We start from the raw sequence: 20,071 nt of genomic DNA on the forward strand, positions 1-20,071 counted from the left end.
TTATTCCGCCAATCCGCGAAATCGCGTTACCGCACCATGGGAGTTGGGGTGGCTGGGGTTAGGAGTGGGAAGGTTGGGAAATGGGTGCGTCAGGCGCCCAGCAGATCGAGCATCTGGGCGATGTTCTTCTTGCCGAACTCGACCTTCTGTTCGCCGCCCTTGTCGATGACGATGCAGGGCACGCTCATCGCGCCGTACTGGTCGCGCAGCTCCGGGAAGTGCGAGACGTCGTAGGCCTCGGCGCGCACGAGCGGATTCAGCGAGGCGATGCGCTGCGAGGCGAGCACCGTCTCCGGGCACATCGTGCAGGTGAGCGACACGAGAATCATCACGTCGGTCGGCGCATCGATCGCCGCGGCCCGCGCACGCAAGTCGTCGTCGAGCGGCTGGCCGGGGCCCGCCGCGTTGTACAGGCCCAGCACGAACGAGTTGAACTCGTGGCCGGACGGCACGCCATGGAAGGCGAGACCGGTGAAAACGAGCCGAGCCCCGTCACCATCGCCATCACCGTCACCGTCACCGGCCACGCAGATGCGCACGGCCGGACGGGCGACCGGCATCACGCCGGCCGGGTCGAACTCGGCACGACCGGAATCGTCGAGCGTGCCATACACCGGCAGCACAGCACCGGAATCGCCGGCATCACCGGAACCATCACCATCACCGCCAGCCGAGGCGACGATCTCCAACGGCTCGCCGACGACCAGACCGGTCGGCGCCGACGCACCATCCACCGCCGTGATCACCCCGGACGCGTCCACGGCCACCGAATTCAGTTTGCCGCCGGACAGCGCGACCATCTCGCCGATGAATCCCTGCAATTCCGCGGAAAGCGGGGTGTCGTCGAGTTCCAACGCGAGCGTGACCGGGCGCGCCATGCGACCGAACACGACGCCGAGCTGCTGCTTGATCGCGGCGGAGAACAGCTCGCCCGGTTTGCGCTGCGACGCGGCCTTCGCGGCGGCCGCGTCGGCGCTGCGCTTGACGGGCGCCGGCGCGGGCGACGTGCCTGCGGCACCGGCGCCCGACGCGGCCAACGTCGCGGCCTGCGCCTCCGCCTTCTCGTAGGCGGAGGCGGTCGGCCGCGGCGGGACGAGGCCGGTCCGCTCGCTCACCGACTTCGCGTACCGTTCCAGCTCGACGGCCGCGATCGCGCCGTCGGCGGTCGCGGTGACCACCTGACGCAGGTTCTTCACGCGCAGATCGCCGGCCGCGTACACGCCCGGCACGGACGTTTCGAGATAATCGTGCGTGACGACGTAGCCGTGATCGTCGAGCTCGACGACTCCCTTCACCAGATCGGTGGCAGGCACGTAGCCAGCGAACACGAACACGCCGAACGTGCCGCCGTCGGCCGGCTTCCACGTTTCGGTCTCGCCGGAGTCGCGATCGGCGATCGTCGCCTCGCGCAGGCCGCCCTGACCGGCGGTGACGCCCTTGAGTTCGACGCCGTAGCGCACGTCGATCTTCGGATTGTTCTTCGCTTCGGCGGCGACCGACGCGTCGCAGGTGAAATCGTCCTCGCGCACGAGCACGGTGACCTTGCTCGCGTACTTGGTGAGGAAGACGGATTCCTCGGCCGCGGCGAATCCGCCGCCGACCACGAGCACCTCCTTGCCGGTGAAGAACTCGCCGTCGCAGGTGGCGCAGTAGGCGACGCCGCGGCCCGCGTACTCGCGCTCGCCCTCGAAGCCGAGCTTGCGCGGGGAGGCGCCGGTGGCGATGAGGATGCCGAAGGTCTTGAGGTCGCCGCGCGTGGTGTGCACGGTCTTGACGTCGCCCTCGACGTCGAGGCCGGTCGCTTCGGCGGAGAGGAATTCGGCACCGAAATCCTTGGCTTGGCTCTTCATGGTCTGGGTAAGCGCGCGGCCGGTCGTGCGGCCCACGCCCGGGTAGTTCACGACCTCGTTGGTGATGGTGATCTGGCCGCCGAAATCGTCCTTCTCGAGCACGAGCACGCGGTAGCGGGCGCGGGCGAGGTACAGGCCGGCGGTGAGGCCGGCGGGACCGCCGCCGATGACGACGACGTCGTAGAGGTCGTCGGTGTTCTGGGTGGCGTTCTGGGTGGATTGTTGCGTCATGAAAGCTCCTTGCGTACGTTCGCCCCCGCCGGCGGGGGCTCCCGCAAAGCGGGTGAGGTGGATGGGGATGAATAGCAACAAGCCCCCTCTGACGAGGGGGCTCCCGGCGCAGCCGGGTGGGGGAGGGAAAATGCGGATGTTGCGTTCCGCTCGCGCTCTCCCCCCAGTCAGCTTCGCTGACAGCTCCCTCGCAGAGGGGGCCACGTTGCGAGTCGCCTATCGTCTAGGCGATACGGATCACAGCTGGCCGACGAGGTCGAGGCTCGGCTCGATGGTCTCCTCGCCCGGGGTCCAGTTGGCCGGGCAGACCTGGTCGCCGTGCTCGTAGACGAACTGGGAGGCCTGAACGCGGCGCAGCAGCTCGTCGGCGTTGCGGCCGACGTTGGAGGAGGTGACCTCGTAGGCCACGACCTTGCCCTCCGGGTTCACGATGAAGTCGCCGCGCTCGGCCATGCCGTCGGTCTCGTTGTAGGTGTCGAGGTCGCGGGCGAGCAGGGCGGTCGGGTCGGCGAGCATCGGGTACTGGATCTTCGCGATCTTCTCGCTGGCGTCATGCCACGCCTTGTGCACGAAGTGGGTGTCGCAGGACACGGAGTAGATCTCGCAGCCGATCTTCTTGAACTCGTCGTACTTGTTGGCGAGATCCTCGAGCTCGGTCGGGCACACGAAGGTGAAGTCGGCCGGGTAGAAGAAGAACACGGACCAGTGGCCGAGCACGTCGTCCTTGGTCACCTCCTTGAACTCGCCGTTCTGGAAGGCCTGGACCTTGAAGTCGGTGATTTCATGCTGCAGAAGAGTCATCGTCGTTCCTTTCCGGACCCGCGTGGGATTCGCGCGGCGTCCCGCGATCTGTGCAACCTCGTCCATCGTATCCCGGAACCCCCGCCCCCGATCCCGCGGCTCGCGCAGAGCGATGTATGAACAACATCACACCGGGAATGGGATTGGGGGCCAAGCGGCGAGGACGGTCTTGGCGCAAACCGGACGCGAACCTGCACGGTTCCGACCGCGACCTGCACGGTTCGGCATGGAAACTACATGATTCATGTATCTACTTGCACGGTTCCGACCCGAACCTGCATGATTCCACCTGCAACCTGTGGGCATACCCCGGCAAGAACCCCCGTCTCCGGGCTTCCGCATCCGCCGAAAACCTTGGTTTTCCAACACATGCCATTCCAAAACGTGGCGGCTCTTCAGACCCACACCATGCAGGTTCGCGTCTGCTTCCTACAGGTTCATCTGTCAACCATGCAGATTCACCCCGCAACCATGCAGGTTCACCTCTCAACCACGCAGGTTCCTCCCTTCTTCTCTCCAATCCCTCCCAACCGCGTACAAGCCTTTCGGCCCACGCACCTTCTACACTGGATTCCGGTGGATCGTGGCCGCGATCCGCAACGCATACTCCGAGGAGCCCGCATGTCCGAAGCGTTCAGCGAACCGACCGAACCGTTCGAATCGACCGAACCGTTCGAATCCCATGACACCCCCGAGGCGAAGGCGAACGCCGCGTGGAGCCGCCTGCTGCAGGGCAACCGCCGTTTCGCCGAGGGGGCGGCCGAGCACCCGTGGCAGGACCGCGAGACCCGCGAGCGCCTGCTCGACGGCCAGCACCCGGATGCGGCCGTGCTCTCCTGCTCCGATTCGCGTGTGCCTCCGGAGATCATCTTCGATCAGGGTCTCGGCGACCTGTTCGACATCCGCACGGCCGGCGAGGTGCTCGACGACGCGGTCATCGCCTCGCTCGAATACGCGGTGGAGCATCTGGGCGTGAGCCTCATCGTCGTACTTGGTCATGAGGGCTGCGGCGCGGTGAAGGCGGCCGTGGACGGCGTCGCCGAACTCGCGACCCGGTTCGATGACTGCGATTGCTTCGACGTGCCGGAGGGCGCGGCCCGCGACGAGGCGCACGCCGACCACTTGGAGGCGATGCTCGCCGCGCAGGATTCGCCGATCGTGCGCGAGGTGGGCACGTCGGTCGCGCAGGCGATGGACGCCGATCTCGAGGACGCCGCCGATTTCGAACGCGCGCACGTGGCCCGCACGATCGAGTTGCTGGCCGACGGCAGCGAAGTGATTCGTCTCGCGCTGGCCGAGGGACGTCTGATGATCGCCGGCGCCCGCTACGTGATGCACGACGGACTGGTCGAGGTGCTGTCGTTCTGAGCTCCGCTCCCGCCGGGCGCCCGCCGAAGCGCCCCGCGCCGCCCGCCAATCCCCGCACGGAGTATACGGAAGGAGACCACCATGACCGTGCCGCAGCGCGTGCTCGACATCATGCACTCGCCGGGCATCTACTTCTGCGACGATCCGGAGATGGACGCCGCGCAGAAGGAGCAGCTCGACCTGCTCTACGACTTCAACGCCACGCGCCCGAGAGACCCGAAGCGCCGCGAGATCGCCGAGCAGTTGTTCGGCGATTTCGGCGAAGGCGTGTACCTGGAGCCGCCCGTGCACGCCAACTGGGGCATCAGCACGCATTTCGGCGACCACGTGTACGCGAACTTCAACCTGACGCTCGTCGATGACGGCGAGATCGTCATCGACGACCACACGATGATCGGCCCGAACGTCACGCTCGTGACCACCGGTCACCCGATCCGCCCGGACCTGCGCGAACGCGTCGCCCAGTTCTCCGAGCCGATCCACATCGGCCGCAACGTGTGGATCGGCGCGAACGTGACGGTGTTGCCGGGCGTCACCATCGGCGACGACGCGGTGATCGGCGCGTGCAGCCTCGTCACGAAGGACGTGCCGGCGAACAGCGTCGCGGTGGGGACGCCGGCGCGCGTCATCCGAGAGATCGACGAACACGACCGCGAATACTACTGGCGCGACCGCCGCATCCCGGACGACATCTGAAGCACCGCTCCCCCGTTCCCGCCTGCCGGCGCATTTCATCGAATGTTCATGCGGGCGGACGAGTGACGGCCCGCCGCGGACGTATCGTTGAAGTGGGAACACCGGAAACGCTACGACGACGGGCGAAGGCAGGTACAGTGAACGGTTCACGCGACGGGGCGCAGGTCCCCTTCGACGACGGCATCGGACTCGACACGGAGGACAGCACGGGGCACAGCGCGCACGCACACGCTGGAGCAAGCGCCGATACGCGCATCAAGGATTCGCATGACAAATCATCCGAATCATCCATGTTCACGCGCCCGAAGTCGCTCCAGGTCGCCGATACCGATTCCCTGCTTGTGCGTGTGCTGAAAGGCGCAGGACATGTCGCCCTCATGGTTCTCGAGGGAATCCTCACTCTCTTCGGGGTCTTCCTGTATCCGCTGGCGTTGTTCGCGGTCATCATTCCCTTCACGCTGCCGTTCCTGGCTTCCAGCATCAACGGCAGCTATGATGCAAACGCGATTTACATCCGCTTGGGCATCGCGGTGCTGTGCATCGTGGGAGGATTCGCCATCGCGGCGCTGACGGTCCGATGGTATCGCCGGAACAAATTCCTCAAGGCCATGATCGCCGCGCTGATCGCCGTCGCAGCGTTCGGCTACGGCCTGGTCTGTACAGGTTCATATGCGACCGCGCTGGCCGAAGGGCCGAAGACGATGGCGGTGGAACGCCCGACGGTGACGTGCGAAACGAAATCGGACGACGACGGCGACTACCAGGTGTGCGCGATGACGTTCACACCGGCGCTGACGTTCGACGCCGGATCGTGTGAGGACGACGGCAGCATCAGCGCGAACAACCGCATCGCGCGTGACCTGCTGAGCATCCACTCCGACCACATGCTGCTTCACTACTACGACACCGTCACCGGCCCCATCTACGTGGGGCTCGAGGACGACCCGCGGTATTCGTGAGCGCCCGGCAAACCACCAGCCGCCGCCGGACCGCCCCCGGACCGCCCCGGACCGCCGCGATTTGACGTGCCGGCCCCTTAGAGTGGGGGGCATGTCACTTGGTCTGAACATCCTGCTGATCTTCGTCTTCCTGTTGCTGGGTTCGATCTTCTCCGGCACCGAACTGGCGCTGGTGAGCCTGCGCGGCTCCCAGGTCGACCAGATGGAGCAGGAGGACGCCCGCGGCGCCCGCGTGGCCAAGATCGCCCGCGACCCGAACACGTTCCTGTCCACCGTGCAGATCGGCGTGACCCTGTGCGGCTTTCTGTCCGCGTCGTTCGGCGAATCGTCGATCTCCCCGTACATCACGCCGGTCGTGGAGGGTTGGGGCGTGCCCGCGCACATCGCCGCGCCGCTGACCACAATCAGCCTCACGCTCATCATCTCCTACTGCTCGATCGTGATCTCGGAGATGGTGCCGAAGCGCATCGCCATGCAGCGCACCGAGGCAATCGCGCGCGCGGTGGTGCCCGCGATCGACATCTTCGCGAAGGTGTGCAGCCCGATCATCTGGCTGATCGGCAAGAACACGAACGGTCTGGTGCGTCTGCTCGGCTTCGACCCGAACGAGACCGAATCCGAGGTGAGCGACGACGAGCTGCGCGTGCTCGTCAACTCGAACACGAACCTGAGCAAGGACGAGCGCACGATTCTCGACGACGTGTTCGACGCGTCGGAGACGATCGTCGCCGAGGTGATGCGCCCGCGCGCCGACGTCGTCTTCCTCGACGGCGCGATGACGATCCCCGACGCCGCCGCGTACGTGCGTGAGATGCCGTATTCGCGGTATCCGGTCACCGGCAAGGATTTCGATGACGTGATCGGATTCGTGCACGTGCGCGACCTGCTCGACGTGCGCGATCCGGATGCGAAGACCGTGTCCGACGTGACGCGCGAGGGCATCTCGCTGCCGGGCACGTCGAAGCTGCTGCCGAGCCTCGAGCTGCTGCGCAAGCGCGGCATTCATCTGGCCGTCGTGATCGACGAGTACGGCGGCACGGATGGCATCGTCACGTTGGAGGATATGACCGAGGAGCTGGTCGGCGACATCCGCGACGAATACGATCTGCCGAGCGAGCCGGGCGGCGCGCGTCGCGACCGCCGCACCGCGTTCGTCAATGGTGTGGCGACGATCGAGGGCGGCATGACGCTCGAGGATTTCGAGGATCTGACCGGCATCGAACTGGAGGACGGCCCGTACGAGACGGTCGCCGGCTACTTCCTCGCGCACACCGGCAAGATGGGCGAGGTCGGCGACGTGCTGCACGCCGACGGCTACAACATGGTCGTCACCAAGGTCGACGGCCGCCGCATCGACACGATTGAAGTCCGCAAAGCCGGCGCCCCGGACCATGCCGAGGCATAACGGGTAGACTCGGAGTCAAGACTTCCTGCGGGAGATTCCCGTGGGGAGATGTTCCGATCACGGAAGGAAGGAACACCATGACACTTGCATTCATCGTCCCGGGTCTCGACGAAGCGACCTCCGAGAAGGCCATCGCCATCCTGCAGAACCGTCTCAGCCAGGAGCAGGAGGCGGCGCTCGTCCTCAAGCACGCGCATTGGAACGTGACCGGCCCGAACTTCATCGCCGTGCACGAGATGCTCGACCCGCAGGTCGAGGTCGTGCTCGCGCAGGCGGACGAGACCGCCGAGCGCATCGCCACGCTGGGCGGTACCCCGGACGGCCGCGCCGACGCAATCACGCGCAACCGCACGTGGAAGCCGTTCGACGTCGAGGGCCGCGCCGGCACCGAAGAGTACCTCAAGGCGCTCATCGAGTACTACGACGCGTTCATCGCCGACGACCGCAAGGCCATCGCCGAGCTGGACGAGCTCGACGTGATCAGCTCCAACATTATCCAGGACCACGTGCAGGAGCTCGAGAAGTTCCAGTGGTTCATGCGCTCCCACCTCGCGTGAGGCCGCACCACACGTAGCACCACGTAGCACCACGCAAGACGCCGAGCGGCGGAACATACGGAGACTCATCCCCGTATGTTCCGCCGCTCATTCGTTCTGGGCACCTGTCCCCAGCGTCCCGCAGTCCGGAGCAATGGGCGAATTTCCGGACTACGGGACGCTTACATAGGAGCCCGACTTACTCCTTCACCAGGTTCTGGTACTCGGGCAGGCCCATGTAGTTGAACTTCACGTTCTTGACGGACTTGGACGCGCCCGCGGAGACGTTGCCGTACCACAGCGGGATCACCGGCAGGTCCTTGAGCAGCAGCTCCTCGGCCTGGTGGTAATACTTCACCGAACCGTCGAGCGTGGTCTGCTTCGCGGCCTCGTCAATCAGCGAGTCGAACTCGGAGCTCTTGTAATCGCCGTTGTTGAGGCCCTTGCCGTCAGCCGCGGAGGAATCGTACGCCTGCACGAGGTAGCCCTCCGGATGCGGGTAGTCGGACTGGAGGCCCTGCGTGAACGCGGCGTCGATCGTGCGGTCGTGCACGGCGCCGGAGAAGTCCTTCTGCGTGGGGAACGGGTACGATTTCGCGTCGATGCCGAGCGCGTTCTTGATCGAGTTGACGATCGCGTCCACCCACTGCTTCGAGCCGGAATCGGAGGCGTAGGCGAGGCGGAACGTGCCGTCCCACGGCGAGATCGCGTCGGCCTTCGCCCACAGTTCCTTCGCCTTCGCGGCGTCGTAGGAGAGCACGTCGGAGCCGTCGAGCGACTTCGAATAGCCGGCGATCGAGGGCGCGGTGAAGTCGGTGGCGACGGTGGCGGTGCCGCGCAGGACCTTGTCGACGATGCGGTCGCGGTTCACCGCGTACGAGATCGCGGCGCGGCGCAGACGGCCCTCCTCGCCGGTGAAGTGCTTGAGGTTCGAGGGGATCGTGAACGCCTTGAATCCGGGGCCCGCCTTGCTGAACGACTGGATCGAGCCTTCGTTCTTGTACGTGGCGAGCGCGCTGTTGGGGATCGAGTCGAGCACGTCGAGGTTGCCGGCGGTGAGGTCGGCGTACGCGGATTCGAGGTTCGTGTACAGCTTGTACGTGACGCCGCCGTTCTGCGCCTTGCGCGGGCCGGTGTACTTCGGGTTCGGCGTGAGCTTGATCTCGCTGTCGTGCCTCCACGATGCGAACTGGTACGGGCCGTTGCCAACTGGCTTCTCACCGAACGCCTTGATGTCCTTGTACGCGCTGGACGGCAGCGGCAGGAACGCCACGTCGCCCACCTTGTAGTCGAACGACGAGTCGGGCGCGGCGAGCGTGACCTGCAGGGTACGGTCGTCGATCACCTTGAGGCCTTCGAGCTGCGCGTTCTTGTCGCCGTGCTCGTCCTGCAGCCTGTCGTAGCCCTTGATCGTCGCGAAGATCGCGGCGCCCATCTGGCCGTTGGCGGCGTTCGCGGCGAACGACCACGACTTCGCGTACGTCTCGGCGGTGATCTTCTCGCCGTCGGAGAATTCGAGGCCGTCGCGCAGCTTGATCGTGTACTGGGAGGCGTCGTCGTTCGGCGTGATCGACTCGGCATCCGCGTAGATCAGCTTGCCGGTGTCGCTGAACGTGACGAGGCCTTCGAACAGCTGCGTCACGACCTTCCAGCCGGCGAGGTCGTTCGTGTCGGACGGGATGAGCCCGCTCGCTGGTTCGACGTCGTTGACGACGACCACCTGCTTGCCGTCGGTCTGTTCGACGGTGCTCGCATCCGTGTCGCCCGTCGCGCCGCAGCCGGACAGCGCGAGCGCGAGTCCGAGCGTCGCGGCGAGCGCGGCGGTGATGCGTTTCGTGAGTCCTGTGCGCATGATGGTCCTCTTCCGTTGCTTCCGTTGGTTGCGATATCTCGTGGTCGTTCGTGATATCTCGAATCGACATGTGCGATGACATATCACCATACAATCGCCACGGACATTACGCTTTCGGGAGGGGAACACGCCAGCGTCGTCATCGACGTTGCCGATGACGGGCTACAGCACCGCGCGACGGTTGAGCTCGCGGCGCAACGCGCGCCATCCCGGCAGATACGCGTCCATGCGCGCGCGGAAGCGCGGCCCGTGGCCATGCTCCCACAGGTGCGTCAGTTCGTGGACGAGCACGTATTCGAGGAACCGCGGCTCCATCAGCCCCAGCTGCAGGTTGATGCGGATGCGGCCGGTCTTCGGCGTGCACGACCCCCATCGCGACGTCATCAGACGCAGCGTGACGTGCGTAGGACGTTTGCCGACGATCGGCGCCCACTTGTCGAGCAGCGCCGGCAGCTGCGATTCGATCGCGGCCGCCGCCTCGCGACGACGTTCGTCCGTCCACTCGAACGCGGGTGCCACGGCGGGGGGATTCTGGGCGTTCGGAGCATACGGTCGGTCCGTGCCACCGACCACTCCATCGGCGTCGTCGAACAGCGGCTGCTGCGACGCGAACGACGCATCGTCGAGACCCTCCAACGGTACGTCGACGGCATCCGCCGCACCGTGCGCCGCCATCTCCTCGACCACGAGACGACGGGATTGCGCGATGCGCGCCTGCTGTTCGACGATCCAGTCGCGGCGCTCACGCACGAAATCGCGGATGCGGCGCTCAGCCATACGCATCGGCGCAGACACCTCGACCGCCCCGGTCGGTGGCTTCACACGCAGATACAGGTTCCGGATGCGCTTGCGCGTCACCACCACCTCGAGACCATCGACCTCGATGACGCGAACGGAGGCAACGGAACGCGGAACGGCAGCGCGCGGAACGGCGGAAGGACGCGGCGCAGCAGCGGAAGGACGACGGCGATACGGCATACCGCCATTGTCCCGCAAAGACGGACAAGGCCGCACAGCCCAACAGGCCGCCGAAGACTGCTCGCAATTGCGGTCGGCTCCCGGCGTAGCCGGACACTACGGTCTTGTCCCCTCTGACGGGACATCGCCGTCAAGCAAACGCCAGAGGCGTTTGTAGGCGATGTGCGAGCCGACAGGCGAGCCAATATGAGGTCGGCCGCAGGCCGTCCTTGATTGCGGTCGGCCTCCCGGCGAAGCAAGTCACGACGATCCCGGCCCCCTCTGACGAGGGGGCTCCCGGCGAAGCCGGGTGGGGGAGAGATAGCTGGAACGCGACATTCCGAACGCGACATTCCGCCATGACGTCACATCCCAGCTATCTCTCCCTCAGTCCGCCTATGGCGGACAGCTCCCTCGTCAGAGGGAGCCCACACCCCAGCCCCGCAGTCACACCGCATCCCTCCTCGACAGTCACGGTTCACCCCGGGGTTTGCTACGGAAAAACATTGCAAACCCCGGAGCAAACCGTCGAAAGGATGGAGCGAACCGCAAACGGCGGAAACAAGCCGCGACACGCCGAAGAGCGGTCCATTTTGACACCACCCGAATCGCATGTAATATATCTACTCGTTGCGCTGCTGAAGCGCGATGGACGGGCCCGTAGCTCAGGTGGTTAGAGCGCATCCCTGATAAGGATGAGGTCGGAGGTTCAAGTCCTCCCGGGCCCACAGGAAAAACCAGCGGCCATGTTTGAGCCGCTCTTTTTTTCTATCCGGACAAGTTCAGATTCGTTGTGCACGACCCATTCGGGGCATTGGCGCAGCTGGTAGCGCATCTGCTTTGCAAGCAGAGGGTCACCGGTTCGAACCCGGTATGCTCCACGAACGCGACGATGTGAACGACTGGATAAAACCCTTGGAATCAAGCCGATTCCAAGGGTTTTTCGTTACCGCCTTCGGTGTTCGTGGCTGAACTCCCTCCAAGCAAATCTAGGCATTTTTAGGCCCTATTCATCAGACGTAATCGCACGTATATCGCACGACACGCCGGGCTGAGAAGTTTCTTGCCGGAGTTATCGCACGATATCGCACGACCGAGATTGAAAGGACAATGACATGGCACGCCGAGGTTTTGGGTATGTCCGTAAATTGCCTTCGGGCCGATACCAAGCTTCATACATGATGAACGACGAACGTTTCACCGCGCCCGACACATTCGCGAACAAGACAGAAGCCGACGCATGGCTTAGCGACGTGCGTGTATCCATCAACCGCAATGAGTGGATAGATCCACGTCTTGCCGAACAATCGTTCAAGGTGTACGCGCTGACGTGGTTCGAGGGGCACATGGGGGATTTAGCCCCGAAGACGCAAGCGTTGTACTCCAATTTGCTCGACAAGCTGTTGTTCCCAACGCTAGGGGCTATATCGATGAACGACATCACGCCTTTGACGGTCAAGCAATGGCGGAACGAACTTGTGAAGCAATTTGCGCTTCGCGCCGCCGCCGGCGATATGCCCAATAAACGCAGCACCGGCAAGACACGCATATCGCAGGCATACCGATTGCTGCACACCATCATGGCCGAAGCCGTGCGGGATGAGGTGATACGACACAATCCTTGCGTCCTTAAGGGGGCGGCACAGGTCAAGGCGGCAGAGCGCAAGCCCGCCACGCTTGCCGAGTTGGACACAATCGCAGCGAACATGCCGGAACGCTACCGGGCGCTTATCTATGTGGCGGCGTGGTCGGGATTGCGTTTCAGTGAACTAGCCGGACTGAAACGCGCCGACGTGGTGCTTGTGGCCGACAAGAGCGGAGCGACGTTCTATCGGCTAAACGTCGATAAGCAGACATATAAGATAGGCGGCATCCTTTACGATGGCGTGACACCGAAGACGGATGCGGGGCGTCGTGTGGTGTATCTACCGGCGTTTCTAACGGAAACTCTTATGGAGCATATGGCGCGGTACACCGGAACCGATAACACGGCGTATGTGTTCGGCACACGTAACGGAACGCCCATGATGAACAACAGCGTAGGCAAGATGTTCAGGCATGCGCGTGAGATAGCGGGCCGTCCTGACTTGCGTTTCCATGACTTGCGGCATACGGGCGCAACGATTGCGGCCAAGTCCGGGGCCACCACCAAGGAACTCATGCAGCGCATCGGCCATAGCAGCATGCGGGCGGCGCTTATATACCAGCATGCCACCGAAGAAGACGACTTGCAGCTTGCCGCGCGCATGGACGCTATGGCGAGTGTCGCAGACCGTCAGACGGTCAAGGGGGTGGAACAGTGACGCGGGGATTGCCCGAAGCTTGGCGCGAGCCGCTTGCAGCTTATTTCGACTACCTAGAGGCTATGGGCTACAGTCCGAACACGATAGCGTCGCGGCGTAGCCATATGCGGCGTTTCGCGGTAGCTGCCGGTGTCTCACCGGCCGAAGTCACCACCAAGGACTTGGTGCGGGCGTTGGGGCGTTGCCCCAGTCGTGAGTATAAGAAGGGCGTGAAGAACTCGTTTTCGTCGTTCTTCAAGTGGTATTGCCATATCGAGCAAGGGCGCGCGGACAATCCGGCCGAAGCGCTGCCGAGCGTGCGCAAGGCGAAGCCGAAGCCCATGCCGTGCCCGGATAGCGTGATACATGACGCATTGCAGCGCGCCACGGCTTCGGAACGGTTGATGATTCTACTAGCCGCCGAGTGCGGACTAAGGCGCGCCGAGATAGCACAGGTGCATAGCCGGGACGTGGTGGACGATTCCAGCGGCGGCAAGTCGCTTATCATCCATGGCAAGGGCGACAAGCAACGTATCATCCCGTTGCCGAACGATGTAGCCGCCGCAATCGTCGCCGCACGCGGGTATGTGTTCCCCGGCCGCTTCGGCGGGCATGTGGAAGTGTCCTATATCGGGAAACACGTCAGCCGGTTGCTGCCGGATGGGTACACGGCGCATAAGCTACGGCACCGTTTCGCCACGGTCGCCTACGCGGAATCTCACGACATGCTGGGCGTGTCCAAGGCGCTCGGCCACGCGAGCACGGAAACCACCATGGCGTATACGGCGTTGCCGGACGACAGGCTACGCGGCCTTGTGTCGGCCACCACGATGACGGCGCAGCCTTCCACACCGGAGCCGCCGAAGCCCGAGCGGCCGGAGCCGCTGCCGAGCGTGGAACCGGTGGAGGACGCGACGGCGCAAGTGAGACGGCACCGGAACGGCAAGATTCATTACCGCTATGAGAATGGACACGGCACGCGGCGCAAGGCACCACGCAGGACGGCGACGAACAGCATCGCAGTAGAACGCGCGAATATGCTTATCGCCGGTATCCTCGTTTCCATGCTGCAAGGCGAGACGGGGCCGTTGGTCGATATGGTGCGCGGCGACGACCCGCGTTCGTTCCGCATCCCCGCCGAAGCGTTCGCGGAGACATGGCACATTCCGCCCGAAGGCCACGCGCGGCGCGGCAGTACGGTAAGGGCCGGGGCGCGGTTGCTGCAAGCGAGAGGCTTCATAGAGTTGCGGAGCACCAACGACGGCACCATATCGGGAAACATCTCGGTCGGCCTTGAGACCATGCGCGCCGAGATGTACGAATCAGCTAGCCGATATGTCGATATGACCGATTAGCCGGGATGAATCAGGGGCCGTCACTCCGATAGGGGGATGCCGGCCCCTTGAATCTCTCTACCGTTACACAAATGATGTTCTATCCCTATAATAGGGCGTTATTTGCACTCAAGTGGGGAAACATACTCGTTTTAGTGTGTTTTTCTATACCAAAGTGGGGAATTTATTTTTCTGAGTTGGGGGAAGTGAAACGGTGGGCGCGGGGTGTCCCTTCGGAATCATCGTTAAAAAAAACGTTTTTTCAAACACCCTTAGAGAGAAAACAGAAAGGTGCCGGGCTCTTGCGCATGAACCATGATTCTCAAAAAGCTGACCTCCCTTCTTAATCCCTTATCATCCCTTCTTAATCCCTTACTACCTTTGGCACATACATGACGTAGGTGCTATCTACACATGATGTATGTGCATTACTACACATGATGTAGGTGCAGCTACACATGATGTATGTGCATCGCTACACATCATGTAGGTGCATAGGGCGTGTATCTGCACCCACATGATGTATGTACAGATACACGCCCATAGTCTCTATCTTCGTTCGAACATGCGGAGGATACGCCCGAGGTGTTGCGCGTCGTTGGGATATATAGTTTTCAACTCGTCATACCGCAATGCCACTGCCTCATAGACACATAGTCGATACTCTTGCACATGTCCTTTGTGGGACGGTGCGCCTTCGGGGACGATGAGACCCGCGCGACGTAGGTCTGCTATCGGCCTATCGAGGTACCGGGCCTTGTCGGAATCGCCGTATATCTCCATCGCAAGGGCAGCGCGCGACTTCCAGTAGACCGCCCGCCGTCCGCCCGGTTGTGTGCTATCCTTCGCGTCGGGGTCGGTTGCCGTGTTCGCCATGCGTAGTAAGACACATTGAGACAATGGCGAGAGCCTGTACAGGCCGCATATCCGCCCCGCCCATTTCGTCAACCCGTTACCCATTGGCGAACACCGCCCACGGGTCAGACACGCCCCCGGTCTCCAGCGAGTCGTCAAGCCACCACGGGCCATGTTCTTCGGCGGCACGTCTAGGATTCATACGCAAGAGCAGACGCACCGAGTTGGGGCGTTCGCTCGGCTTCACACGCACAAGGCCAAGCGACATGAGTTTTTCCAAAGCGCGACGCAGCGCGTGAACCGTGCCGGTATGCCATGGCAAGCCAAGATGGCGGGCCATATCGTAATAGGCCATATCGTAATATCCGCACCTGTTCTTTTGCCGTTCGACGATATAGAGATACAGGCGCTTACATGCGTTGCCGTCCAATTCGTTCATCGCCCACCCCTTGACTGTCGCAACCTCACCAGCACATCGTTATGGGTCAGTCCCTTCACATTCACCATTCCGGCGCGTTCAAGGCGGGCAAGACCGGCACGTAACGTCACTATGGTTTCCGCATTGTCGGAGCCGTACCATATCCAAGGCAGACCGGAACGGCGGGCAAGGGTGAGGTAATCCACGCGAGTGAACGTCACAGCGTTGCACGATTGAACAAGATATGCAAGTATGCGGCGGACTATGTATGTTTTGAGTTCACCCGTGGTACGGCTAACAGTCTTAGTCTTACGCGTCATCGTTCACCCGCCTTGTTACGGGCGAGAACGTCGGCGGCGCTGCTGTTCTGCAAATCAACAGCACGAGTGCGGGAACGTCGTCGTTTCGGCGCGGCCTTAACCTCTCTCGGTTGCGGCGTGGCACGGCGACGACGACTGTCTACAAACTCGTTCAGGTCGCCTATCGTCCATTTACGTGTAGGACGGCCAGCTTCGCCGCTACTTGGGCATCGATATAGGCAATATGTCCCTTTCGCGTCAGCCTATCCAACGCCGTCGTAGATATGCCGAGATAATCGGCGGCTTCGGTACGGTCAAGCAGCCGATACGTATTGTTCTCCATGGTGTCCCCCTATGTCGGGTACAGGGGGCCGCCTAGACAAGGGCGCGCGTCAGTTAGCGGAATACAACCAGCAATAGAGCCCGGTCTAAACGGCCCTCGCGTATGCGAAGCCGCCATACCGACACGAGCTGAGGAGCACGCGGCATGAGTATTGCCGCCGCAACCAAAGACGCGACATCAGGCGTGACATCAGGGGGCGGGCTATCAGGACGGTAGTCCCCTAACCAGTCAAGAAACAGAAGACACAGCGCGAAAGCCGCAACAAGTTGTGCACTAGCGTGGAGCAAGTCGGCATCGCCGTGTTCGACTATCAACACTATGTACTCGGTTGATGTTTCGGCGCGACGGTTCGCGTGACTCACCACTCCCAGACACAACACGAACATCACAGGCTCAAGCGCTTGCGCGTCCGGCGTTTTTTCGAGCACACCCACCAATCGCCGCGCGTGCTCTACCGCAATCCGCGCATCCATGCCTTGAGCGTCCATCGCTTCCAGCATCAACGCTTCCAACCGTCTGTAGTCCTTGGTCTTGAAGCAATCACGTAGAACGTGTGCCACATGGCCCCGAACTAGCCGCGACTTGGCGGACAGCACGGGAAATCTACTATGTATCCCCATATTGCCGAACTTGTGACGACGTGTAGCCCGGTTGCATCCTTGCGCGGACAGTTCATTGACATAATCATCAAACGAGCCGACAGACGAAACGCCATGCGCGGCCATTGCGCTATGCAAGCGCCTAGCCGCATCCAAGTTCGTCAATGGTTTCGTCATACCTGCAACATACCAAGGTTTAGGCATGTGCGGGCATGGGTTGACGGCATGTCGCACTACCAATTTCACGGCTAATCGCACGTATATCGCACGACGGTACATAAGCCACCCCAAAAATGGCGTATTATAAGGGTTCAAGGCTTATTTGTGTCTTGCTTTGCAAGCAGAGGGTCACCGGTTCGAACCCGGTATGCTCCACCATCGCAACGAACGGATTGCCGAACGAAAAACCCTTGGAATCAAATCGATTCCAAGGGTTTTTCGTTACTCGCGCATCCGCGCCCCTACTGATGCGCGCCGGGTTATAGGCCAAATTGTGTGTCTGGTGATTTAGTCGTTTGCGCCCCCTTTCAGGGGGAGCTGGCGGCCGAAGGCCGACTGAGGGGGTAGCTGGTCGCGTATACCCGGCGGATACCCCCTCAGTCCGGCTGCGCTGGACAGCTCCCCCTGAAGGGGGCGCAAATCGCCGGTCCGCTCCCACGCGGGGCGCAAATCGCCGGTCCGCTTCCGCGCGGGGCACGAGACAGGCGTGATCAGGCGCGGCGCTTGCGCCAAATCGTCAGACTGATGCCGGCGGCGGCGAGCAGGAGCATGGTACCGGTCAGACCGGTGACCATGCCGCCGGTGCGCTGAATGACATCCACCGTACACCGACGAAACGCCCGGAACGGCTTTCACCGGAAATGGGAAAACCGTCTCGGGCGCTTCATGTTGGTTGAAGGTGGTTGAAGGAAAGGAGAGAGAACCGAACGTCAGGCCTTGGTGACGTGGCCGCCGAACTGGGCGCGCATCGTGGAGACGACGCGCAGCGTGTCGTCGCCGCCGCCGCGCGAGGTCTGGCGGGCGTACAGCGCGGCCGCGGTGGCCGGGGTGGGCACGCCGAGTTCGAGCGCCGCCTCGATCATCCACTTCGCCTCGCCGGATTCGTTGGCGACCGGCGGCATCGATTCGAGCGTCGGATCGTCCTTGAACGCGTTGGCGAGCAGGTCGAGCAGCCAGGATCCGACGACGGAACCGGACTTCCACGAGGTCATCACGGCGGCAGGATCGTCGACGAGCTCGGAGCGGACCATCGTGGCGAAGCCCTCGCCGAACGCCTGCATCATGCCGTATTCGATGCCGTTGTGCACCATCTTGGCGAAGTGGCCGCCACCGACCGGGCCGGCCAGCACGAGACCGTAGTCGTCGTTCGGCTTGAGGGTCTCGTAGATCGGGCGCATGAACTCGAAGTCCTCCTTCGAGCCGCCGACCATGAGCGCGTAGCCGCGGTCGATGCCCCACACGCCGCCGGAGACGCCGCAGTCCATGAAGCGGATGCCGAGCTTGCCGAGCTCCTCGGCGTGACGGGCGTCGTCCACGTAGCGGGTGTTGCCGCCGTCGACGATCATGTCGCCGGCTTCGAGGAGTTCGCCAAGGCGGGTGATGGTGTCGTCGGTCGGCTTGCCGGCCGGGACCATGACCCACACGACGCGCGGGGCGTCGAGCGCGGCGACGAGGGCTTCGAGCGAGTCGACGTCGCGGCCCGATTCGGGGGACATGTCGTAGCCGACGACCTGGTGACCTCCGGCGACGAGACGCTTGGCCATGTTGCCGCCCATGCGGCCGAGTCCGATCATTCCAATCTGCATTTCAAGGTTTCCTTTCACAGCGGTGTGGGTTGGGTGGGGATTAGGCGTTCTGTCGGGTGTTCTCTCCCCCAGTCATCCTGCGGATGACAGCCCCCTCGTCAGAGGGGGCCGAAGTGGGGGAGCGTTACAAGACGAGGGAGAGGAGCATGACGCAGGCGAGGCCGACGACGGAAAGCACGGTCTCCATCAGGGACCAGGTCTTCAGCGTCTGCGAGACGGACATGCCGAAGTACTCCTTGACGAGCCAGAAGCCGGCGTCGTTGAGGTGGGAGAAGAACACGGAGCCGGCGCCGATGGCGAGCACGAGCAGCGCCAGGTGGGTCGGGCTCATGCCCTGCGCGAGCGGCACCATGATGCCGGAGGCGGTCACGGTCGCGACGGTCGCGGAACCAGTGGCGAGGCGGATGAGCACGGCGACCAGCCAGCCGGCGATGAGCGGGTTCATCGCGGATTCGGTGATGCCGTTGGCGATTACGTCGCCGATGCCGGAGTCGACGAGGGTCTGCTTGAAACCACCGCCGGCGGCCACGATGAACACGATGCCGGCCACGGAGGCGAAGGACTTGCCGACCTCGCCGTTGATGAACTCGCGGGTGCGGCCCTGCATGAAGCCGAGCAGGACCATCGCGACGACGGCGGTGATGAACAGGGCGGTGAGCGGCGTGCCGATGAAGACGAGCACGCGACCCCACAGGGCTTCCTTCTGGCCGGTCAGGTCGACGACGGAGGCGGCGAGCATGAGCACGACGGGCAGGAGGATCACGGTCATCGCCTGGGCGAAGGAGGGGCGCTTGGACTCGTCCTTGACGGCTTCCTTCTCGGCAGCCTGCTCGGGCGCCTGGATCGGCACCCACTTGGCCATGATGCGGCCCATCAGCGGGCCGGAGATGATGACGGTCGGGATGGCGACGAGCAGGCCGAGGCCGAGGGTGACGCCGAGGTTCGCGTTGAGCGCGGAGATCGCGACCAGCGGGCCGGGATGCGGCGGCACGAACGCGTGCAGCGTGGACAGGCCGGCGAGCGCGGGGATGCCGATGAGCACGACGGGCATCTTGGCGCGGCGCGCGGCGAACAGGACCACCGGGATGAGGATGACGACGCCGACCTCGAAGAACATCGGGATGCCGACGATGAACGCGATGAGCGCCATCGCCCACGGCAGCATCTGCAGCGGCGTCTTCTCCATGATCGTGTCGACGATCACGTCGGCGCCGCCGGAGGCGAACAGGAGGGTGCCGACGATCGCGCCGAAGCCGATGAGCAGGCCGACGTTGGAGACGGTCGAGCCGACGCCGGACGTGAAGCTGTTCCACGATTCGTCGAACGGGACGCCGGCGCACACGGCCATGACGAACGAGCCGACCATGAGCGAGATGAACGGGTGGACCTTGGCCACGGCGATGAGCAGCACGATGGCCGCGATGCCGACGATGGCCGCGATGATGAGATTCATGATGTTGTCCTTGACTTCATTGGAAGAA

The 20,071-nt window shown here is 63.3% G+C and carries 15 protein-coding genes and 3 tRNA genes; 10 read left to right on the forward strand and 8 right to left on the reverse strand.

Annotated elements, in window-relative coordinates; genetic code table 11:
- Positions 1-89: 89 nt before the first annotated feature.
- Together AC1AYN_RS05780 and ahpC are read right to left on the reverse strand one after the other, a co-directional pair.
- A complete protein-coding gene (locus AC1AYN_RS05780) occupies positions 90-2,081 on the reverse strand; it encodes an FAD-dependent oxidoreductase (protein WP_476532523.1) in 1,992 nt (663 codons plus the stop codon).
- A gap of 237 nt (positions 2,082-2,318) precedes the next feature.
- Entirely contained in the window at positions 2,319-2,882 is a 564-nt protein-coding gene (ahpC, locus tag AC1AYN_RS05785) for an alkyl hydroperoxide reductase subunit C (RefSeq protein WP_476532524.1), read from the reverse strand.
- 723 nt (positions 2,883-3,605) lie between these two features.
- On the opposite strand from ahpC, the gene AC1AYN_RS05790 reads away from it, so the two are divergent.
- From AC1AYN_RS05790 to AC1AYN_RS05810, 5 genes are all read left to right on the forward strand, one after another.
- The gene (locus tag AC1AYN_RS05790) at positions 3,606-4,250 is read left to right on the forward strand and encodes a carbonic anhydrase (RefSeq protein WP_476532594.1); all 645 of its coding nucleotides are present in this window, start codon (positions 3,606-3,608) and stop codon (positions 4,248-4,250) included.
- Positions 4,251-4,331: 81 nt separating this feature from the next.
- On the forward strand, positions 4,332-4,946 hold the full coding sequence (locus AC1AYN_RS05795) for a sugar O-acetyltransferase (protein WP_476532525.1): 615 nt from the start codon (positions 4,332-4,334) through the stop codon (positions 4,944-4,946).
- A 62-nt stretch (positions 4,947-5,008) separates the two neighbouring features.
- Positions 5,009-5,905 (forward strand): hypothetical protein, encoded by an 897-nt coding sequence (locus AC1AYN_RS05800; protein ID WP_476532526.1) that lies wholly within the window; start codon positions 5,009-5,011, stop codon positions 5,903-5,905.
- Between the two features lie 91 nt (positions 5,906-5,996).
- Positions 5,997-7,310 (forward strand): hemolysin family protein, encoded by a 1,314-nt coding sequence (locus tag AC1AYN_RS05805; RefSeq protein WP_476532527.1) that lies wholly within the window; start codon positions 5,997-5,999, stop codon positions 7,308-7,310.
- Between the two features lie 77 nt (positions 7,311-7,387).
- Positions 7,388-7,867: a Dps family protein gene (locus AC1AYN_RS05810; protein ID WP_476532528.1), complete on the forward strand. Its 480-nt coding sequence runs from the start codon at positions 7,388-7,390 to the stop codon at positions 7,865-7,867.
- A gap of 178 nt (positions 7,868-8,045) precedes the next feature.
- On the opposite strand, the gene AC1AYN_RS05815 is transcribed toward AC1AYN_RS05810, so the two are convergent.
- Together AC1AYN_RS05815 and AC1AYN_RS05820 are read right to left on the reverse strand one after the other, a co-directional pair.
- Positions 8,046-9,698: a peptide ABC transporter substrate-binding protein gene (locus tag AC1AYN_RS05815; protein ID WP_476532529.1), complete on the reverse strand. Its 1,653-nt coding sequence runs from the start codon at positions 9,696-9,698 to the stop codon at positions 8,046-8,048.
- A 162-nt stretch (positions 9,699-9,860) separates the two neighbouring features.
- Complete coding sequence (locus tag AC1AYN_RS05820; RefSeq protein WP_476532530.1) at positions 9,861-10,676, reverse strand: M48 family metallopeptidase; 816 nt, start codon at positions 10,674-10,676, stop codon at positions 9,861-9,863.
- A gap of 633 nt (positions 10,677-11,309) precedes the next feature.
- On the opposite strand from AC1AYN_RS05820, the gene AC1AYN_RS05825 reads away from it, so the two are divergent.
- From AC1AYN_RS05825 to AC1AYN_RS05840, 4 genes are all read left to right on the forward strand, one after another.
- Positions 11,310-11,383 (forward strand) — tRNA-Ile (locus tag AC1AYN_RS05825).
- An 80-nt stretch (positions 11,384-11,463) separates the two neighbouring features.
- Positions 11,464-11,536 (forward strand) — tRNA-Ala (locus AC1AYN_RS05830).
- Between the two features lie 234 nt (positions 11,537-11,770).
- On the forward strand, positions 11,771-12,958 hold the full coding sequence (locus AC1AYN_RS05835; protein ID WP_476532531.1) for a tyrosine-type recombinase/integrase: 1,188 nt from the start codon (positions 11,771-11,773) through the stop codon (positions 12,956-12,958).
- Complete coding sequence (locus tag AC1AYN_RS05840) at positions 12,955-14,292, forward strand: tyrosine-type recombinase/integrase (RefSeq protein ID WP_476532532.1); 1,338 nt, start codon at positions 12,955-12,957, stop codon at positions 14,290-14,292. Before AC1AYN_RS05835 ends, AC1AYN_RS05840 begins: the two co-directional genes overlap by 4 nt.
- 931 nt (positions 14,293-15,223) lie before the next feature.
- Here the strand turns inward: AC1AYN_RS05840 and AC1AYN_RS05845 are convergent.
- The gene (locus tag AC1AYN_RS05845) at positions 15,224-15,565 is read right to left on the reverse strand and encodes a hypothetical protein (RefSeq protein ID WP_476532533.1); all 342 of its coding nucleotides are present in this window, start codon (positions 15,563-15,565) and stop codon (positions 15,224-15,226) included.
- A 674-nt stretch (positions 15,566-16,239) separates the two neighbouring features.
- Positions 16,240-16,686 (reverse strand): hypothetical protein, encoded by a 447-nt coding sequence (locus tag AC1AYN_RS05850; RefSeq protein ID WP_476532534.1) that lies wholly within the window; start codon positions 16,684-16,686, stop codon positions 16,240-16,242.
- A gap of 394 nt (positions 16,687-17,080) precedes the next feature.
- On the opposite strand from AC1AYN_RS05850, the gene AC1AYN_RS05855 reads away from it, so the two are divergent.
- Positions 17,081-17,163: transfer RNA gene (locus AC1AYN_RS05855), tRNA-Ala, on the forward strand.
- 551 nt (positions 17,164-17,714) lie between these two features.
- On the opposite strand, the gene gnd is transcribed toward AC1AYN_RS05855, so the two are convergent.
- Both gnd and AC1AYN_RS05865 read right to left on the reverse strand, forming a co-directional pair.
- Positions 17,715-18,590, reverse strand: coding sequence for a phosphogluconate dehydrogenase (NAD(+)-dependent, decarboxylating) (gnd, locus tag AC1AYN_RS05860; protein WP_034525618.1), 876 nt, complete (start codon positions 18,588-18,590; stop codon positions 17,715-17,717).
- Positions 18,591-18,714: 124 nt separating this feature from the next.
- Positions 18,715-20,043 (reverse strand): GntP family permease, encoded by a 1,329-nt coding sequence (locus AC1AYN_RS05865; protein ID WP_476532535.1) that lies wholly within the window; start codon positions 20,041-20,043, stop codon positions 18,715-18,717.
- Positions 20,044-20,071: the final 28 nt, after the last annotated feature.

The organism is Bifidobacterium sp. LH_413 (assembly GCF_056357015.1).

What these genes read in the sequence shown, in the direction of transcription:
- AC1AYN_RS05865 (WP_476532535.1), bottom strand. Translation starts at nt 20,043, where the DNA reads ATGAATCTCATCATCGCGGCCATCGTCGGCATCGCGGCCATCGTGCTG.
- AC1AYN_RS05780 (WP_476532523.1), bottom strand. Translation starts at nt 2,081, where the DNA reads ATGACGCAACAATCCACCCAGAACGCCACCCAGAACACCGACGACCTC.
- AC1AYN_RS05850 (WP_476532534.1), bottom strand. Translation starts at nt 16,686, where the DNA reads ATGCTGGAAGCGATGGACGCTCAAGGCATGGATGCGCGGATTGCGGTA.
- AC1AYN_RS05810 (WP_476532528.1), top strand. Translation starts at nt 7,388, where the DNA reads ATGACACTTGCATTCATCGTCCCGGGTCTCGACGAAGCGACCTCCGAG.
- AC1AYN_RS05820 (WP_476532530.1), bottom strand. Translation starts at nt 10,676, where the DNA reads ATGCCGTATCGCCGTCGTCCTTCCGCTGCTGCGCCGCGTCCTTCCGCC.
- AC1AYN_RS05795 (WP_476532525.1), top strand. Translation starts at nt 4,332, where the DNA reads ATGACCGTGCCGCAGCGCGTGCTCGACATCATGCACTCGCCGGGCATC.
- AC1AYN_RS05835 (WP_476532531.1), top strand. Translation starts at nt 11,771, where the DNA reads ATGGCACGCCGAGGTTTTGGGTATGTCCGTAAATTGCCTTCGGGCCGA.
- gnd (WP_034525618.1), bottom strand. Translation starts at nt 18,590, where the DNA reads ATGCAGATTGGAATGATCGGACTCGGCCGCATGGGCGGCAACATGGCC.
- AC1AYN_RS05805 (WP_476532527.1), top strand. Translation starts at nt 5,997, where the DNA reads ATGTCACTTGGTCTGAACATCCTGCTGATCTTCGTCTTCCTGTTGCTG.
- AC1AYN_RS05815 (WP_476532529.1), bottom strand. Translation starts at nt 9,698, where the DNA reads ATGCGCACAGGACTCACGAAACGCATCACCGCCGCGCTCGCCGCGACG.
- ahpC (WP_476532524.1), bottom strand. Translation starts at nt 2,882, where the DNA reads ATGACTCTTCTGCAGCATGAAATCACCGACTTCAAGGTCCAGGCCTTC.
- AC1AYN_RS05845 (WP_476532533.1), bottom strand. Translation starts at nt 15,565, where the DNA reads ATGAACGAATTGGACGGCAACGCATGTAAGCGCCTGTATCTCTATATC.